This window comes from Pseudomonas lalkuanensis (genome assembly GCF_008807375.1).
GTDB classification, from domain to species: domain Bacteria; phylum Pseudomonadota; class Gammaproteobacteria; order Pseudomonadales; family Pseudomonadaceae; genus Metapseudomonas; species Metapseudomonas lalkuanensis.
This window is the reverse complement of the sequence record NZ_CP043311.1, coordinates 249,251-265,626: the sequence shown is the minus strand read 5'-3', so window position 1 is coordinate 265,626 and position 16,376 is coordinate 249,251. Positions and strand designations below refer to the sequence as shown.

General features: G+C 66.0%; 14 protein-coding genes. 9 read left to right on the top strand and 5 right to left on the bottom strand.

The genetic code is table 11. From position 1 onward, the window contains the following. The first annotated feature begins 32 nt into the window (after positions 1-32). The 6 genes from FXN65_RS01255 to ggt all read left to right on the top strand — a co-directional run bounded on the left by FXN65_RS01255 (position 33) and on the right by ggt (position 6,482). On the top strand, positions 33-1,463 hold the full coding sequence (locus FXN65_RS01255) for a coniferyl aldehyde dehydrogenase (RefSeq protein ID WP_151131283.1): 1,431 nt from the start codon (positions 33-35) through the stop codon (positions 1,461-1,463). 28 nt (positions 1,464-1,491) lie between these two features. Then, positions 1,492-2,037 (top strand): twin-arginine translocation pathway signal protein, encoded by a 546-nt coding sequence (locus tag FXN65_RS01250; protein WP_151131282.1) that lies wholly within the window; start codon positions 1,492-1,494, stop codon positions 2,035-2,037. Positions 2,038-2,090: 53 nt separating this feature from the next. Next, positions 2,091-3,686, top strand: a complete 1,596-nt coding sequence (locus FXN65_RS01245; protein ID WP_151131281.1) for a GMC family oxidoreductase — start codon at positions 2,091-2,093, stop codon at positions 3,684-3,686. 112 nt (positions 3,687-3,798) lie between these two features. Next, positions 3,799-4,278 carry a pantetheine-phosphate adenylyltransferase gene (gene coaD / locus FXN65_RS01240; RefSeq protein ID WP_151131280.1) on the top strand — a complete coding sequence of 160 codons (480 nt, stop codon included), beginning with the start codon at positions 3,799-3,801 and terminating at the stop codon, positions 4,276-4,278. A gap of 245 nt (positions 4,279-4,523) precedes the next feature. Continuing rightward, positions 4,524-4,775: a YfhL family 4Fe-4S dicluster ferredoxin gene (locus FXN65_RS01235; RefSeq protein WP_028629061.1), complete on the top strand. Its 252-nt coding sequence runs from the start codon at positions 4,524-4,526 to the stop codon at positions 4,773-4,775. 3 nt (positions 4,776-4,778) lie between these two features. Next, positions 4,779-6,482 carry a gamma-glutamyltransferase gene (gene ggt / locus FXN65_RS01230; protein WP_151131279.1) on the top strand — a complete coding sequence of 568 codons (1,704 nt, stop codon included), beginning with the start codon at positions 4,779-4,781 and terminating at the stop codon, positions 6,480-6,482. A 105-nt stretch (positions 6,483-6,587) separates the two neighbouring features. Here the strand turns inward: ggt and FXN65_RS01225 are convergent, their stop codons facing one another. From FXN65_RS01225 to FXN65_RS01205, 5 genes are all read right to left on the bottom strand, one after another. After that, positions 6,588-8,438, bottom strand: coding sequence for a Na/Pi cotransporter family protein (locus tag FXN65_RS01225; protein WP_151131278.1), 1,851 nt, complete (start codon positions 8,436-8,438; stop codon positions 6,588-6,590). A 129-nt stretch (positions 8,439-8,567) separates the two neighbouring features. Further along, positions 8,568-8,906, bottom strand: coding sequence for a multidrug transporter (locus FXN65_RS01220; RefSeq protein WP_151131277.1), 339 nt, complete (start codon positions 8,904-8,906; stop codon positions 8,568-8,570). 72 nt (positions 8,907-8,978) lie between these two features. Then, entirely contained in the window at positions 8,979-9,557 is a 579-nt protein-coding gene (locus FXN65_RS01215) for a lysophospholipid acyltransferase family protein (RefSeq protein WP_151131276.1), read from the bottom strand. A 62-nt stretch (positions 9,558-9,619) separates the two neighbouring features. Then, positions 9,620-10,432: a bifunctional DNA-formamidopyrimidine glycosylase/DNA-(apurinic or apyrimidinic site) lyase gene (mutM, locus tag FXN65_RS01210; RefSeq protein WP_151131275.1), complete on the bottom strand. Its 813-nt coding sequence runs from the start codon at positions 10,430-10,432 to the stop codon at positions 9,620-9,622. Positions 10,433-10,446: 14 nt separating this feature from the next. Beyond that, positions 10,447-11,313, bottom strand: a complete 867-nt coding sequence (locus tag FXN65_RS01205) for an HDOD domain-containing protein (RefSeq protein ID WP_151131274.1) — start codon at positions 11,311-11,313, stop codon at positions 10,447-10,449. Positions 11,314-11,491: 178 nt separating this feature from the next. Between FXN65_RS01205 and FXN65_RS01200 the strand changes: the two genes are divergently transcribed. The 3 genes from FXN65_RS01200 to FXN65_RS01190 all read left to right on the top strand — a co-directional run bounded on the left by FXN65_RS01200 (position 11,492) and on the right by FXN65_RS01190 (position 16,362). After that, positions 11,492-12,688 carry a class I SAM-dependent rRNA methyltransferase gene (locus FXN65_RS01200; RefSeq protein WP_151131273.1) on the top strand — a complete coding sequence of 399 codons (1,197 nt, stop codon included), beginning with the start codon at positions 11,492-11,494 and terminating at the stop codon, positions 12,686-12,688. A 266-nt stretch (positions 12,689-12,954) separates the two neighbouring features. Then, positions 12,955-14,793 carry a dihydroxy-acid dehydratase gene (gene ilvD / locus FXN65_RS01195; protein ID WP_151131272.1) on the top strand — a complete coding sequence of 613 codons (1,839 nt, stop codon included), beginning with the start codon at positions 12,955-12,957 and terminating at the stop codon, positions 14,791-14,793. Between the two features lie 201 nt (positions 14,794-14,994). Further along, positions 14,995-16,362 (top strand): nucleobase:cation symporter-2 family protein, encoded by a 1,368-nt coding sequence (locus FXN65_RS01190; protein WP_151131271.1) that lies wholly within the window; start codon positions 14,995-14,997, stop codon positions 16,360-16,362. Positions 16,363-16,376 lie beyond the last annotated feature (14 nt).

Sequence of the window (16,376 nt, the reverse complement as noted above, 5' to 3'; positions counted from 1 at the left end):
CGACGCTCCCGGAGCCGCCGAGGAACCGCGCCATGGTCGCCGACATCGCCTACCTGCAACAGAGCCAGCAGCAGATCAGCCAGCTGGAATCCCTCTTCCAGCGCCAGCGCGAGGCCTTTCGCGCCAACCCCATGCCCAGCGCCGAGCAGCGCATCCAGTGGCTGAAGTCCCTCCGCGAGCTGCTGTTCACCGAGCAGGACGCGCTGATTGCCGCCATCTCCCAGGACTTCAGCAATCGCTCTGCCGACGAGACGCGTCTCGCCGAGATCATGCCCAGCCTCCATGGCATCCACTACTCCGCCAAACGCCTGAAAAAATGGATGAAGCCCTCCCGCCGTGGCGTCGGCCTGGCCTTCCAGCCGGCCTCGGCCAAGGTGGTCTACCAGCCGCTGGGCGTGGTCGGCGTGATCGTGCCGTGGAACTACCCGCTGTTCCTGGCCATCGGCCCGCTGGTGGGCGCCCTGGCCGCGGGCAACCGGGTGATGATCAAGATGAGCGAGTCCACTCCGGCCACCTCGCAGCTGGTGAAGGACCTGCTGGCGCGCATCTTCCCTGAAGACCTGGTGGCCGTGGCCCTGGGCGAAGCCGAGGTAGGCGTGGCCTTCTCCCGCCTGCCTTTCGACCACCTGCTGTTCACCGGCGCCACCAGCATCGGCAAGCACGTGATGCGCGCCGCCGCCGAGAACCTGACTCCGGTGACCCTGGAGCTGGGCGGCAAGTCGCCGGCCATCGTTTCCGCCGACGTACCCCTGGCCGATGCCGCCGAGCGCATTGCCTTCGGCAAGACCCTCAACGCCGGGCAGACCTGCGTGGCGCCCGACTACGTACTGGTGCCGGAAGACCGCGTCGACGGTTTCGTCGAGGCCTATCGCCAGGCCGTGAAGGGCTTCTACCCGCAACTGACGGACAACCCCGACTACACCGCCATCATCAACGAGCGCCAGCTGGGCCGCCTGAACGGCTACCTGTCCGACGCCGAAGCCAAGGGCGCGCGCCTGGTGCCGCTGTTCCCCGAAGCCCAGGGCCGCCGCCTGCCGCACACCCTGGTGCTGAATGCCACCGATGACATGAAGCTGATGCAGGAAGAGATCTTCGGCCCCCTGCTGCCGGTGGTCCCCTATCGCAACATCGACGACGCCTTCAGCTACATCAACGACCGCCCGCGTCCGCTTGCGCTCTACTATTTCGGTTACGGCCGGGGCGAGCAGCAACGCGTCCTCAACGAAACCCATTCCGGCGGTGTGTGCCTGAACGACACCCTGCTGCACGTGGCCCAGGACGACATGCCCTTCGGCGGCATCGGCCCGTCCGGCATGGGTCATTACCACGGCCACGAGGGCTTCCTGACGTTCAGCAAGGCCAAGGGCGTGTTCATCAAGCAGCGCTTCAATGCCGCGAAGCTGATCTACCCGCCCTATGGCAAGGCCATCCAGAAGCTGGTCTTCAAACTCTTCGTCCGCTGATCCGGGCTTGCGCAGGCAGATAACAAGAATGAGCGATACCACCCTCGAGGCACCGCGGCTTTCCCGGCGCAACCTGCTCAAGGTCGGCCTGTTCGGCTCGGCCTTCCTCGCCACCGTCGGCGTGACCGCCAGCCTCAGCGGCTGTTCGACCAGCGTGCCCGCCGGCGGCTTCGCGGCGCTGCGCCAGTCCGACATGCCCTTCCTCAGGGCCCTGGTACCGGTGATGCTGGAAGGCGCCGTACCCGCCGGGGAGATGGCCGCCGCCGTGGACGGCACCCTGCAGAGCCTGGACTACGCCCTGCACCGCCTGTCGCCGGAAATGCTCAAGCTGACCCTGCAGCTGTTCGACGTGCTCGCCCTGCCGATCACCCGTGGTCCGCTGACCGGCATCTGGGGCAGCTGGGACAAGGCCGGCACCCAGGACATCCGCGAATTCCTCTCGCGCTGGGAGCACAGCTCCATCGGCCTCCTGAAAATGGGCCACGCCTCCCTGCTGCAACTGGTGATGATGGCCTGGTATGGCCGCCCGGAATCCTGGGCTCATTGCGGCTACCCGGGCCCGCCCACCGTCTGACGGCGCCCGCGCACTCCATCGAATAACGACAAGAACTCGCCCGAGACCCTGAAATGCCAGTACCCGATCTGTTCGCCGAAGGCCTGGCCCGCGGCTGGAAAACCCACAACGGCTCGCGCCTTGAAAAGGACCTGACCCTGGAAGCCGACGTCGCCATCGTCGGCAGCGGTGCCGGCGGCGGCACTACGGCGGAGATCCTCAGTGCGGCGGGCCTCAAGGTGCTGCTGATCGAGGAAGGCCCGCTGAAGACCAGCTCCGACTTCAAGATGCAGGAGGCCGAGGCCTACCCGAGCCTCTACCAGGAAGGCATCGGCCGCATGACCAAGGACGGCGCCATCACCATCCTCCAGGGCCGCGCGGTCGGTGGCACCACCCTGGTGAACTGGACCTCCAGCTTCCGCACCCCGGACCCCACGCTTGAACACTGGGCCCGCGAGCACGGCGTGAAGGGACTGTCAGTCGCCGAGATGGCCCCCTGGTTCGAGAAAATGGAACAGCGCCTGGGCGTCGCTCCCTGGGCCATTCCGCCGAACCCCAACAACGATGTGATCCGTCTCGGCTGCGAGAAGCTCGGGCTGCACTGGAAGGTCATCCCGCGCAACGTGCGTGGCTGCTGGAACCTGGGTTACTGCGGCATGGGCTGCCCCACCAACGCCAAGCAGTCGATGCTGGTCACCACCATTCCCGCCACCCTGGAAAAGGGCGGCGAGCTGCTCTATCTCGCCCGCGCCGACAAGCTGCTGTTCGAGGGCGACAAGGTCAGTGGCCTCGAATGCCTCGGCCTGGACGAGCGTTGCGTGGCGCCCAATGGCCGCAAGATCACCGTCAAGGCGCGCCACTACGTGCTGTCCGGCGGCGGCATCAACACCCCGGCCCTGCTGATGCGCTCCGACGCACCGGACCCGCACAGCCGCGTTGGCAAGCGCACCTTCCTGCACGTGGTGAACTTCTCCGCCGCGCAGTTCGACCGCCTGATCAACCCCTTCTACGGCGCGCCGCAGTCGATCTATTCCGACCACTTCCAGTGGGACGACGGCGCCACCGGGCGCATGTCCTACAAGCTGGAGGTTCCGCCGCTGCAACCCTCGCTCACCTCTACGCTGCTGGGCCGCTTCGGTATCGACAACGCCCTGCGCATGGAACAGCTGCCGCACACCAACGTGATGCTGGCGCTGATGCGCGACGGCTTCCACCCGGACAGCGCCGAAGGCACCGTGGAGCTTCGCGGCGACGGCAGTCCGGTGCTCGACTACCGCATGACCGACTACACCTGGGACGGCATCCGCCGCGCCTTCCACGTCATGGCCGAGATCCAGTTCGCCGCCGGCGCCCGCGCCGTGCTGCCGATGCACAGCGACGCCGACTACGTGAAAACCCTGGATGAAGCCCGCAAGCTGATCGACGGCCTGCCCATGGAGCTCTACCGCGCCCGCCTGGGCAGTGCCCACGTGATGGGCGGCTGCGCCATGGGCGAGGACCCGGAACGGGCGGTGACCGACAGCCTCGGCCGCCACCACCAGTTGGCCAACCTCTCCATCCACGACGGTTCGCTGTTCCCCACCAGCATCGGCGCCAACCCGCAGCTCTCGGTCTACGGCCTCACGGCCAAGCTGGCCACGGGCCTCGCCGAGCGACTGGGCAAGGCGTGATGCGCTTTCGCTGGCTGGTGCCATCCGTGCACCAGCCGCGCCCTTGTCTTGGCCGCGAAGGTTCGCTGCGCTACCATCCGATTCCCTTTCGGTCCCCTGCCAGGACGTCGCGATGAACCGAGTGTTGTATCCGGGCACTTTCGACCCCATCACCAAGGGTCACGGCGATCTGATCGAACGCGCCTCGCGCCTGTTCGATACCGTGATCATCGCCGTTGCCGCGAGCCCGAAGAAGAATCCGCTGTTCAGCCTGGAGCAGCGTGTGGAGCTGGCGCGCGAAGTCACCAAACACCTGCCGAACGTCGAGGTGGTGGGCTTCTCCACCCTGCTGGCGCACTTCGTCAAGGAACAGAACGCCAATGTGTTCCTTCGCGGCCTGCGCGCCGTGTCGGACTTCGAGTATGAATTCCAGCTGGCCAACATGAATCGCCAACTGGCGCCGGACGTGGAGAGCATGTTCCTCACGCCGTCGGAGAAGTACTCCTTCATCTCCTCCACCCTGGTACGCGAAATAGCGGCCCTGGGCGGCGACATCAGCAAGTTCGTGCATCCTGCCGTTGCAGCCGCGCTGGCTGAGCGCTTCAAGCGCTGACCTCACGATCTGCTGCGCGTCGGAATAGCTGCCTTGAAAATGGCCTCGGGACTGCTCATTTACAGCTCGTAAACTGCGCACCCTCGGCCATTTCCGCCTTGCTCTTCCAGCTCGCGAAATCTCGAGGCAGGCTGCAGTAGACGTCCCTTCGCGATCGGCGCGTGCGTCGATCGCGGCATTCCGGCACAATTCCGCTATTTTCTGTTCAAGGCCGCCGCTGCCTGGCGACGGCAGGAGTTGTTCCCATGTCCCTCAAGATCACCGACGACTGCATCAACTGCGACGTCTGCGAACCCGAGTGCCCCAACGGCGCGATTTCCCAGGGCGAGGAAATCTACGTGATCGACCCCAACCTGTGCACGGAATGTGTTGGCCACTACGACGAACCCCAGTGCCAGCAGGTCTGCCCCGTCGATTGCATTCCCCTCGACGAAACCCATGTCGAAAGCAAGGATGAGCTGATGCAGAAGTACCTGAAGCTCACCGGCAAGGCCTGACCCGTGGGCCGCCCGGTACGCGGCGCCTACCGCGGCGCACTGCTCGCCACGCTGCTTCTGCTCGCGGGCGCCGTGCAGGCCGCCCAGCCGGGCCGCGCGGCGATCGCCACGCCCCACCCTTCGGCCACCGTGGCCGGCCTGGAAACCCTGGCCCAGGGCGGCAACGCCTTCGACGCTGCGGTGGCCATCAGCGCGGCCCTTGCCGTTGCCGAGCCTTATGGGTCCGGCCTGGGCGGCGGCGGTTTCTTCCTGCTTCGCCAGGCTGGCGAGAAGCCCGCCTACCGCTTCCTCGACGCCCGTGAACGCGCGCCGCTTGCCGCCCATCCGCGCCTCTACGTACGTGACGGCAAGGTCGACCCGGCCCTCTCCCTGGATGGACCTCTGGCCGCTGCTATCCCTGGCTTGCCGGCAGCCCTGGCGGATCTCGCCAGCCGTTATGGCCGACTGCCACTGGCCGACAGCCTGACCCCGGCAATCCGCCTGGCCCGCGACGGCATTTCGGTGGATCGCATCTACCGTGAGCGCGCCTCCTGGCGCCTGTCGTCCATGCGTGACGACCACGAGACCGCACGCCTGTTCCTCGACCACAAGGGCGAGGTGCCAGAAGAATTCAGCCTGCTGCGCCAACCGGAGCTGGCCAACACCCTGGAACGCATGGCCCGCTACGGCAAAGCCGGTTTCTACAGTGGCCCCACCGCGGAAAAACTGGTTCAGGGCGTCAATGCCGCCGGCGGCATCTGGAGCCTGCGCGACCTGGCCGACTACAAGACCGTGGAGCGACAGCCGATCCGCTTCCCCCTCGCCGATGGCCGTGAGCTGATCGGTGCCCCGCCGCCCTCGGCCGGCGGCATTGCACTTGCCCAGAGCCTGGCGATGTTGCAGGAGCTGCCCTGGCGCAAGTCCGACCGCGTGCAGCGCACTCACTACGTCGTGGAAGTGCTGCGCCGCGCCTATCGCGACCGGGGCCTGCTGGGCGATCCGGACTTCGTCGCGATTCCCCAGGCCAGACTGCTCGACGCCGCCTACCTGAAGAAACTCGCATCCGGCATCGACGCCCGCCGCGCCACGCCCAGCAGCAGCCTGCCGCCGTCGCCACCCTTGCACGAAGGCGACCACACCACCCATTTCGCGGTAATCGACAAGGACGGCAATGCCGTGGCCGCCACCCTGTCCATCAACCTGCCCTTCGGCGCCGCCTTCACCGTGCCCGGCACCGGCGTCCTGCTGAACGACGAGATGGACGACTTCGCCGCCAACCCTGAAGGCGCGAATGCCTATGGCCTCGCCGCCAGCCAGGCGAATGCCGTGGGCTCGGGCAAGCGCCCGCTGTCGTCGATGAGCCCCACCTTCATCGAGAGCGAGCAGGAGTTCACCGCCTTCGGCACTCCGGGCGGCAGTCGGATTCCGAGCATGGTGCTGCTGTCGGTGCTGGAGTACCTGGATGGCCAGCCGGTGAGCCGCTGGCCCGCGGTGGCGCGTTATCACCACCAGTACCTGCCGGACCAGATCGAGCACGAGCCCGGCGCCTTCAGCAGCAGCGAAAGCGCGGAACTGCAGGCGCGCGGCTACAGCCTCAAGCCGCTGTCACGCAATTACGGCAACCAGCAGGTGCTGTTCTGGAACAAGGCCAAGGGCAGCCTCGAAGCCGCCAGCGACCCGCGCGGCCTGGGCCTGTCCGAAATCCTCGAAATCGAAAAACTGAAGTAGGAGCGAATTCATTCGCGAAGGGCCACCCCAGCGTCCCGTCGTCCGCAAGCCAGCACAAGGTCCGCATCGCGCATGAATTCGCGCCCACAATGATGGGGCCGCACTTCAGGACGGCCGTTCTCCTTCCAGCACTATCAGCGACTCTTCGTCCTGCTCCAGCCGCCGCAGCTCGCGGAACAGCAACTCCCCCTCACCCAGCATCAGCACGTTGCGCAGGCTCTGGAAAATCCGGCTGGCGTAGCCCAGGTCGTTCATCAGCGAGCTGGTCTGCAGGCCATCCAGCTCGGTGCTGCGTATGGAATTGAACAGGCGGGTGCGGAAGGTGCCGTCGAAAGTTGCCGCCTTTTCGTCCAGCCAGCGCAGGCGCTCGTTCCAGGCCTCTTCCGGGAGATCGGAGCGGCCCAGCTCGCGTAATTCGTGGAGCATCGCCAGCAGATGACGGCGCAGGTCCACGTAGGCCTCGCGGATGGGCGACGGCTCCTGGTCCAGGAAACGCCCGAGGTTCTTCTGCAGGTGCTTGGCATCCTTCACCGCGTCCACCAGTTGCAGCGCGGCCAGCTGGCAACTGACCCAGAACTGCTGGTGCGCCTCGTCCAGCGGCAGGTCGAGCCGCCCCATGAAGCTCAGCAGGTCGCCGTACACACCCTTGATATGCCGCTGGTAGAGCGCTTCGGCATCCAGGTGATAGCGCTCCGGCCGTGCGTGCAGCAGGCGCTCGTCACCCTGGGCCTTGGCCAGCTGGTCCACCGGCAGGTAGAGCGCATGGCAGATCACCTCCAGGCTCAGCCGGCCGAGGTGGTGCAGCTCGCGCACCACGGCACTGGCCGCGGCGTCCACCGAATCCAGGGCACGCTCGCTGAGGTAGCGCGCCCGGGTGCGCTGGGGTTCTTCCGGCCCGGCGGCCAGCTCGGTGATCAGTACCTGGGGCTCTTCGCGCTCCGGCAGCCAGCGCACCAGCCACCGGGCAAGGCGCTCCTGCAGCGGCCAGAACAGCAGCACGCCCATGGCGTTGATCAGGCTGTGGAACATGGCCAGCTGGATCAGCTCGTTGTCGCCCAATCCAGTGAGGTCGGCGATCCGATCGACCAGCCAGCTCAATGGCCCCAGCAGGATGAAAGCCAGGCTGCAGGTGACCACGTTGAACAGCACATGGGCCAGCGCCAGCCGCTGCCCACTGCGGTTGCCGCCGAGGGAGCCGACGAAAGCGGTGGTTACGCTGCTGCCGACATTGGAACCAATGGCGATGGCGAAGCCCTGGGCGAGGTCCAGCTGTCCACCGGCCAGCGCCGCCAGGGTCAGCATCAGGGTGGCATGGCTGGACTGCAGCACCACCGTGACCAGCAGGCCAATCAATGCGAACAGCAGGCTGCCCATCAGCCCGTCGGCCTGGTACGCAGTGAGATCGAGCCCGTCGCCGAAACTGGCGAAGCCCTCCTTGATCTGGTCGATGCCGAGGAAAATGAAGGCGATGCCGAGGACGATGCGCCCCGCGGCCTTGCTCTTCTCGCCCAGGAAGCCACCCAGCACACCAAACACCAGCAGGGGCAAGGCCAGCGGGCTGAGGCTGAGATTCTGCCCGGCCAGCGCCAGCAACCAGATACCGCTGGTGGCGCCCAGGTTGGCGCCGAAGAGGATGGCGATGCCGCCGGCCAGCTGGATCAGCCCGGCGCTGATGAAGGCGATGGTGAGCAGAGAAACCAGCGTGCTGGACTGCAGCAGCAACGTGCCGCCAATGCCGAACATCAGCCCCTTGAAGGAGGTGGCGGTGCTGCGCGCCAGCAACTGCTCCAGCTTGCCGCCGGCCAGCTGGCGCAGCCCCTCCTCCAGGCACTGCATGCCGAACAGGAACAGCGCGAGCCCCGCGCACAGCTCGAGCCAGCCGGAACTGAACCAGAAGCTCAAGGCCAGCCCGACGGCGGCCAGGATCAGCAGAACAATGCGGGAGTAGTGCTTCACGGGCGGTATTCCTTCACCAGGCAAGGCCCAGCTATTAACCGATGCGATGGCCGGAGGGCAACCCGCGCACGCCCCGAAAACGCCGACGGCCCCGATAAGGGGCCGTCGCGATGGAGCCGAAGGAAGGGATCAGTCTTCCTTGTAACCGTTCATGGTGCAGCCCAGGCAGCGCACGAAGGCCTCCCTGCCCGGCTCCACAACCAGCGCATTGGCGGCATCACCGACATTGCCGCCCAGGGCGGAGAACGGCAGGCTGACGATGAACAGACCCGCACCGATCACCGTGGCGCCGATCAGCAACGGGCGGGCGATCAGGATGTCGCCGGCCATGCTGTAGCCGCTGGGAGCGTTGACGGAGTACATGGGGTCACCGCTGGTATTTTCCTGTACCACTTCCGCGTTAGCCGGCAGCGCCAGCAGGCCAGTGGTCAGCGCCAGGACAGCAGCGGTTGTGCGGAGCAGGTTCATACGGGCGATCCTTCAGATAGTGGTGTACGAAAAACTATAACAGCGCATGGCACATTGGCAGCGTGACGGCCTTCAATCGCCATTGAAAGCGTAGTCGGGTTTTTTCGGTACATAGGGCCGGTAGAAGGCCAGTAACTGCTGCAAGTCGGCCTGTTCGTCGCCAGTGGTGTAGAACGGCTGGCCGATCACCACCCGGCGATTGACGTAGTCCAGGGCCGCCGGAACCACCGGCACATCGGCGCCACGGGCGATGTGGTAGAAGCCCATCTTCCAGCGCTCCACGCGCTTGCGGGTGCCTTCGGGCGAGATCACCAGCATGAACTCGCGGCTCTCGCGGAAGCGTTCCACGGCCTGTTCCACCATGTTCAGCTTCAGGTGGCGATGGATCGGCACGCCCCCCCAGCGCTGCATCAACCCGGCGAATGGCCAGCGGAAGATGGTGTGCTTGCCGAACCAGCGGGCGTTCAGGCGCAGCACGAACTTCACCGCGAGGAACAGCACGAAGTCCCAGTTGGACGTGTGGTGGGCGCCGATCACCACGAACTTGTCGAGGGGAGGCAGGCGCCCTTCGATGCGCCAGCCCATCAGGCGCAGCACGCCATGGCCGACAGCCTCGGCAAAGGGATTGGGGGGCAGGTAGTTACCGTACATAGGACAGACTTCTTTCTTGTTCTGGAAATGCTCGGCGCCGAGTCTGGCGACTCGGCGGGGGATCAGCGTTGGCAGCGCGGACAATAGACGCTGGCACGTTGGCCGAGACGAATTTCCCGCAGGGTCGAACCGCACTGCTTGCAGAACTCGCCTGCGCGGCCGTAGACCCAGAGTTCCTGCTGGAAGTAGCCAGGTTTACCGTCGCCGCCGACGAAGTCGCGCAGGGTGGTGCCGCCGCATTCGATGGCCTGGGCGAGGATGCGTTTGATCTCCTCGGCCAGCTTCAGGTAGCGCGCACGGGAAATGGAGCCGGCTTCGCGGCGCGGGTCGATGCCGGCGGCGAACAGCGCCTCGCTGGCGTAGATGTTGCCGACACCCACTACCACGGCGTTGTCCATGATGAAGGGCTTCACCGCCATGCTGCGGCCGCGGGAGAGCTGGAACAGGCGCTCGCCGTCGAACAGGTCGGTCAGCGGCTCGGGCCCCAGGTGGCGCAGCAGCTCGTGGTTCAGCGGATCGTCGCTCCACAGCAGGGCGCCGAAGCGGCGCGGATCGGTGTAGCGCAGGGCCATCCCCGACTCCAGCTCGATATCCACATGCTCGTGCTTGGCCACGGCCAGCCCGGCCTCCACCAGGCGCAGGCTGCCGGACATGCCGAGGTGGCTGATCAGCGTCCCGGCTTCGGCCTGCAGCAACAGGTACTTGGCGCGGCGCCCCACATGCAGGATGCGCTGGCCGGACAGGCGAACGTCCAGGTCCTCGGGAATCGGCCAGCGAAGGCGGCGTTCACGCACGATCACCCGGCGGACGCGCTGGCCTTCGAGGAAAGGCGCGATGCCGCGGCGGGTGGTTTCGACTTCAGGTAATTCAGGCATCGGTTTCTCGGTACTCAGCTCGTGCCGAGTTCACGAATACTTTCCTTGAGGTTTTCGAAGTCGTACTCCGAGAGCCCCACGTAGTCCAGTACCTGGCTACGGATGCTCATCCACTCGTAGTCCTCGGCCTGGTTACCCAGCACCAGATGCGAAGCACAGATGTGCTCGGCCATCTTGAGGATCGCCAGCAGGGTCTTGAGCTGGGCGTCGCGACCGGAGTCGTCGCTGAAGATGGACGAGGCGTTGTGGTGGTTGGCGATGGCCTCGCAGAGATGCTCCGGCAGGCGCCAGGAACGCGCGGTGAAGTAGCCGACCACCGCATGGTTGGTATTCAGCAGGCGGTTTTCGGTGTCCACCACACGGCGTTCCGGGCCCGCGCTGGCATAGGCCTCTTCCAGCACCGTCATGTAGTCGGGGAAGCGCTTGAGCATCAGCGGGATGCCGCAATTGTGAAACAGGCCAAGGGCGTAGGCTTCGTCGGCGGACTGGTAGCCGATGCGCTTGGCCAGGGTCAGGCAGGTCATGGCCACGTCCTGGGCGGTGTCCCAGAAGCGGTTCAGGGTGAGGATGGTCTCGTCGCTCATCTCGCCCTTGATCGACTGCGCGTTGATCAGGTTGATCACCGTGTTGCAGCCCAGCAGGTTCACCGCCTGCTGGATCGAGGCGATGCGGTTGGCCAGGCCGAAGAACGGCGAATTGACGATCTTCAGCAACGCACCGGACAGGCCCGGGTCCTGGCTGATCAGTCGGGCGATGGACTTCAGGTCGGGGCTGGGCATGACCTGCTCCAATTGCAGGTCGACCATGATCTGCGGCTGCGGCGGCACGCTGATGCCCTGCAGGACCTGACGGATCTGATCTGCGGAAAGTTCTTGAGCCATGGGGGACGAGTGGGAAGTTTGACCGAATCGACAGTCTACCCGGTTGCACCAATCACTTGCTCGGGATTTCCGGCCATTTTCCGACTGTCGTGCCAAGTGGCCGCCGACGCCGCCGGGTGGCCTCCGGAGCGGGTATTGCCTGGGTTATAATCCCGGCCTTTTTTCCGGAGAGCGACACATGTCCCTGCCCAGCCTGCGCCTCAAAGCCAATGCCGATCGACGCCTGCGCGCCGGCCACCTGTGGGTCTACAGCAACGAAGTGGACGTGGTCGCCACCCCGCTGAACCTCTTCCAGCCCGGTGACCAGGCCATCCTCGAAGCCGCCGGCGGCAAGCCGCTGGGCGTGGTCGCCCTCTCCCCGAACAACCTGATCTGCGCGCGACTGGTGTCCCGCGACATCAAGCACACCCTGGACAAGTCCCTGCTGGTGCACCGCATCAACGTCGCCCTCAGCCTGCGCGAGCGCCTGTTCGACAAGCCGTTCTACCGTCTGGTCTATGGGGATTCCGACCTGCTGCCGGGCCTGGTGGTGGACCGTTTCGGCGACCACCTGGTGGTGCAACTGGCCTCCACCGCCATGGAGCGCAACAAGGATGCCGTTCTCGACGCCCTGGTGCAGGTGCTCAAACCGCGCGGCGTGCTCTGGAAGAACGATTCCAGCGCCCGTGACGCCGAAGGCCTGGAGCGCTACGTGGACACCGCATTCGGCGTGGTGCCGGAGTGGGTCGCCCTGGAAGAGAACGGCGTGAAGTTCGAAGCCCCGGTGATGGAAGGCCAGAAGACCGGCTGGTTCTACGACCACCGCATGAACCGCGCACGCCTGGCGCCCTACGTGAAGGGCAAGCGCGTCCTCGACCTGTTCAGCTACATCGGCGGCTGGGGCGTGCAGGCCGCGGCCTTCGGCGCCAGTGAAGTGTTCTGCGTCGACGCCTCCGGCTTCGCCCTGGACGGCGTGGAGCGCAACGCCACCCTCAACGGCGTGGCCGAGCAGGTCACCTGCGTGGAGGGCGATGTCTTCGAAGCCCTGAAAGAGCTGAAAGCCGCTGAAGAACGCTTCGACGTGGTGGTCGCCGACCCGCCAGCCTTCATCAAGCGCAAGAAGGACCTGAAGAACGGCGAGGCCGCCTACCGCCGCCTGAACGAGCAGGCCATGCGCCTCTTGAACAAGGACGGCATCCTGGTCAGCGCCTCCTGCTCCATGCACCTGCCGGAGGACGACCTGCAGAACATCCTGCTGGGCAGCGCCCGCCACCTGGACCGCAACATCATCCTGCTGGAGCGCGGCGGCCAGGGTCCGGACCACCCGGTGCACCCGGCCATCAGCGAAACCCGCTACATCAAGAGCCTGACCTGCCGCCTGCTGCCCAACAGCTAAGCGCGCATCCTGCCCTGCCGCACCCGGGCCGGCCCCAGCGCCGGCCCGACCGCCAGCCTTTCCCTGCCGGCCGGGCCCGGCGTAGAATCGGGCGATTCCTCGCCAACCATCCTCAGGCGGGCCAGTGAGCCCCGGCCGAGCGAGCGGAGACCCCGCCCCGCCTTCCGGCCACCACCGACCGAACGGCCATCTGCTGTTTGCATCCGGTATGTTGCGCGCTCACGATGAGACTCTTATCGATACCTGATCAGCCGCAGGAAACCGTCATGCCCGATTACCGCTCGAAAACCTCCACCCACGGCCGCAACATGGCCGGCGCCCGTGCCCTGTGGCGCGCCACCGGGATGAAGGACGAGGACTTCAAGAAGCCGATCATCGCCATCGCCAACTCCTTCACCCAGTTCGTGCCTGGCCACGTGCACCTGAAGGACCTGGGCCAGCTGGTCGCCCGCGAGATCGAGAAGCACGGCGGCGTGGCCAAGGAATTCAACACCATCGCCGTGGACGACGGCATCGCCATGGGCCATGACGGCATGCTTTATTCCCTGCCGAGCCGCGAGATCATCGCCGACTCCGTGGAATACATGGTCAACGCCCACTGCGCCGACGCCATCGTCTGCATCTCCAACTGCGACAAGATCACCCCCGGCATGCTGATGGCCGCCCTGCGCCTGAACATCCCGGTGGTCTTCGTTTCCGGCGGTCCGATGGAAGCCGGCAAGACCAAGCTGGCCAACCACGGCCTGGACCTGGTGGACGCCATGGTCGCGGCGGCCGACGACTCCTGCTCCGACGAGAAAGTCGCCGAGTACGAGCGCAGCGCCTGCCCCACCTGCGGCTCCTGCTCCGGCATGTTCACCGCCAACTCGATGAACTGCCTGACCGAGGCCCTCGGCCTGTCCCTGCCGGGCAACGGTTCGACCCTGGCCACCCACGCCGACCGCGAGCAACTGTTCCTGCGCGCCGGCCGCCTGGCCGTCGAGCTGTGCCAACGCTACTACGGTGAAGGCGACGTATCGGTCCTGCCGCGCAACATCGCCAACTTCAAGGCGTTCGAGAACGCCATGACCCTGGACATCGCCATGGGCGGTTCCACCAACACCATCCTGCACCTGCTGGCCGCCGCCCAGGAGGCCGAAGTGGCCTTCGACCTGCGCGACATCGATCGCCTGTCGCGCAAGGTCCCGCAGCTGTGCAAGGTGGCGCCGAACATCCAGAAGTACCACATGGAAGACGTGCACCGCGCCGGCGGCATCTTCTCCATCCTCGGCGAACTGGCCCGTGGCGGCCTGCTGCACACAGACGTGGCCACCGTGCACAGCCCGAGCATGGCCGATGCCATCGCCCAGTGGGACATCACCCAGACCAGCGACGAAGCCGTCCACACCTTCTTCAAGGCAGGCCCGGCCGGCATCCCGACCCAGGTCGCCTTCAGCCAGTCCACCCGCTGGCCGAGCCTGGACGACGACCGCGCCGAAGGTTGCATCCGCTCCGTCGAGCACGCCTACTCCAAGGAAGGCGGCCTGGCCGTGCTCTACGGCAACATCGCCCTGGACGGTTGCGTGGTGAAAACCGCTGGCGTTGATGAGTCCATCCATGTGTTCGAAGGCAACGCGAAGATCTTCGAAAGCCAGGACAGCGCCGTGAAAGGCATCCTCGCCGACGAAGTGAAGCCGGGCGACATCGTGATCATCCGCTACGAAGGCCCGAAAGGCGGCCCGGGCATGCAGGAAATGCTGTATCCCACCAGCTACCTGAAGTCCAAGGGCCTGGGCAAGCAGTGCGCACTGCTCACCGACGGCCGCTTCTCCGGCGGCACCTCGGGCCTGTCCATCGGCCACGCCTCGCCGGAAGCCGCCGCAGGTGGCGCCATCGGCCTGGTGCGGGACGGCGACAAGGTGCTGATCGACATCCCCAACCGCAGCATCAACCTGCTGGTTTCGGACGAAGAACTGGCCGCCCGCCGCGTGGAGCAGGACAAGAAAGGCTGGAAGCCGGCCGCTCCGCGCGCGCGCAAGGTGACCACCGCCCTCAAGGCCTACGCCCTGCTCGCCACCAGCGCCGACAAGGGCGCTGTGCGCGACAAGTCGATGCTGGAAGGCTGATCGTCCCGATCGGCGGAAAGCCCGGCCCATGCCGGGCTTTCCGCTTTTTTGTGGGAACGAATTCATTCGCGATGCCCCAAAGGACGAGCCTTCGGCCCGTTTCGCGATTGAAATCGCTCCTACAGGTTCGCGTTCGACAGGTATCGCTTCGCCCAACCCATCCTACGCAGTAGAATCGCCGCTTTTTTGCGGTCGATCGCCATGACTTCACTGGAAAAGCCCCCCATCCCTGAGGCTCGCAACGAGCTGCTCTACGGCCTGGAAGACAAGCCGCGTCCGCTGGCTGCCCTGCTCGCCGCGCTGCAGCACCTGCTGGCCATCATCGTTCCCATCGTCACCCCCGGCCTGCTGATCTGCCAGGCGCTGGGCGTGTCGGCGCGGGATACCAACCTGATCGTCTCCATGTCCCTGGTGGTTTCCGGTATCGCCACCTATGTGCAGTGCAAGCGCTTCGGGCCGTTCGGCGCCGGGCTGCTGATCGTCCAGGGCACCAGCTTCAACTTCGTCGGCCCGCTGATCGCCGGCGGCGCACTGATGGTCAAGCAGGGCACTCCGGTGGAAGCCGTGATGGCCGCGATCTTTGGCGTGGTGATGGCAGGTGCTTTCGTCGAGATGGGCATCTCCCGCGTGCTGCCCTTCGTCAAGCGGCTGATCAATCCGCTGGTAACCGGCATCGTAGTGCTGATGATCGGCCTGACCCTGATCAAGGTGGGCCTGATCAGCATGGGTGGCGGCTTCGGTGCCATGGCCAACGGCACCTTCGCCAACGGCGAGAACCTGCTGCTGTCCGGCACCGTGCTGGGGGTGATCCTTCTGCTCAACCGCATCCCGCTGGTGTGGATGCGCAGCTGCGCCATCGTCATCGCCCTGCTGGTGGGGTACGCCCTGGCCGCCTGGCTCGGCCGCCTCGACTTCAGCGGCCTGCACGACGCGCCGCTGGTCCAGGTACCGGTGCCGCTGCACTTCGGCCTGGGCTTCTCCTGGTCGCTGTTCGTGCCGATGCTGGTGATCTACCTGGTCACCTCGCTGGAAGCCATCGGTGATGTCACCGCCACCAGCAAGGTTTCGCGCCAGCCGGTGGAAGGCCCGCTGTGGATGCAGCGCATCAAGGGCGGCGTGCTGGTGAACGGCGCCAACTCCCTGCTGGCCGGCCTGTTCAACACCTTCCCCAGCTCGGTCTTCGCGCAGAACAACGGCGTGATCCAGCTGACCGGTATCGCCAGCCGCCACATCGGTATCTGGATCGCCCTGATGCTGGTGCTGCTGGGCCTGTTCCCGGCGGTAGCCGGCGTACTCCAGGCCATCCCCGAGCCGGTGCTGGGCGGGGCCGCCATGGTGATGTTCGGCGCGGTGGCCGCCTCGGGCATCAACATCCTCGCCGGTACCACCCTGGACCGCCGCGCACTGCTGATCATCGCCGTGTCGCTGGCCCTGGGCCTGGGCGTGTCCCAGGTGCCGGAATTCCTCGCCCACATGCCGGCCGCCCTGCGCAACATCCTCGAATCCGGCGTCGCCACCGGCGGCCTCTGCGCCCTGCTGCTGAACTGGTTCCTGCCGGAATCCCGCTAAGTGGCAGAATGGGC

Excerpts from the sequence above, each read along its gene's own strand:
- FXN65_RS01255 (WP_151131283.1), top strand. The coding sequence starts at position 33 with ATGGTCGCCGACATCGCCTACCTGCAACAGAGCCAGCAGCAGATCAGC.
- FXN65_RS01250 (WP_151131282.1), top strand. The coding sequence starts at position 1,492 with ATGAGCGATACCACCCTCGAGGCACCGCGGCTTTCCCGGCGCAACCTG.
- FXN65_RS01245 (WP_151131281.1), top strand. The coding sequence starts at position 2,091 with ATGCCAGTACCCGATCTGTTCGCCGAAGGCCTGGCCCGCGGCTGGAAA.
- coaD (WP_151131280.1), top strand. The coding sequence starts at position 3,799 with ATGAACCGAGTGTTGTATCCGGGCACTTTCGACCCCATCACCAAGGGT.
- FXN65_RS01235 (WP_028629061.1), top strand. The coding sequence starts at position 4,524 with ATGTCCCTCAAGATCACCGACGACTGCATCAACTGCGACGTCTGCGAA.
- FXN65_RS01220 (WP_151131277.1), bottom strand. The coding sequence starts at position 8,906 with ATGAACCTGCTCCGCACAACCGCTGCTGTCCTGGCGCTGACCACTGGC.
- FXN65_RS01215 (WP_151131276.1), bottom strand. The coding sequence starts at position 9,557 with ATGTACGGTAACTACCTGCCCCCCAATCCCTTTGCCGAGGCTGTCGGC.
- mutM (WP_151131275.1), bottom strand. The coding sequence starts at position 10,432 with ATGCCTGAATTACCTGAAGTCGAAACCACCCGCCGCGGCATCGCGCCT.
- FXN65_RS01205 (WP_151131274.1), bottom strand. The coding sequence starts at position 11,313 with ATGGCTCAAGAACTTTCCGCAGATCAGATCCGTCAGGTCCTGCAGGGC.
- FXN65_RS01200 (WP_151131273.1), top strand. The coding sequence starts at position 11,492 with ATGTCCCTGCCCAGCCTGCGCCTCAAAGCCAATGCCGATCGACGCCTG.
- ilvD (WP_151131272.1), top strand. The coding sequence starts at position 12,955 with ATGCCCGATTACCGCTCGAAAACCTCCACCCACGGCCGCAACATGGCC.
- FXN65_RS01190 (WP_151131271.1), top strand. The coding sequence starts at position 14,995 with ATGACTTCACTGGAAAAGCCCCCCATCCCTGAGGCTCGCAACGAGCTG.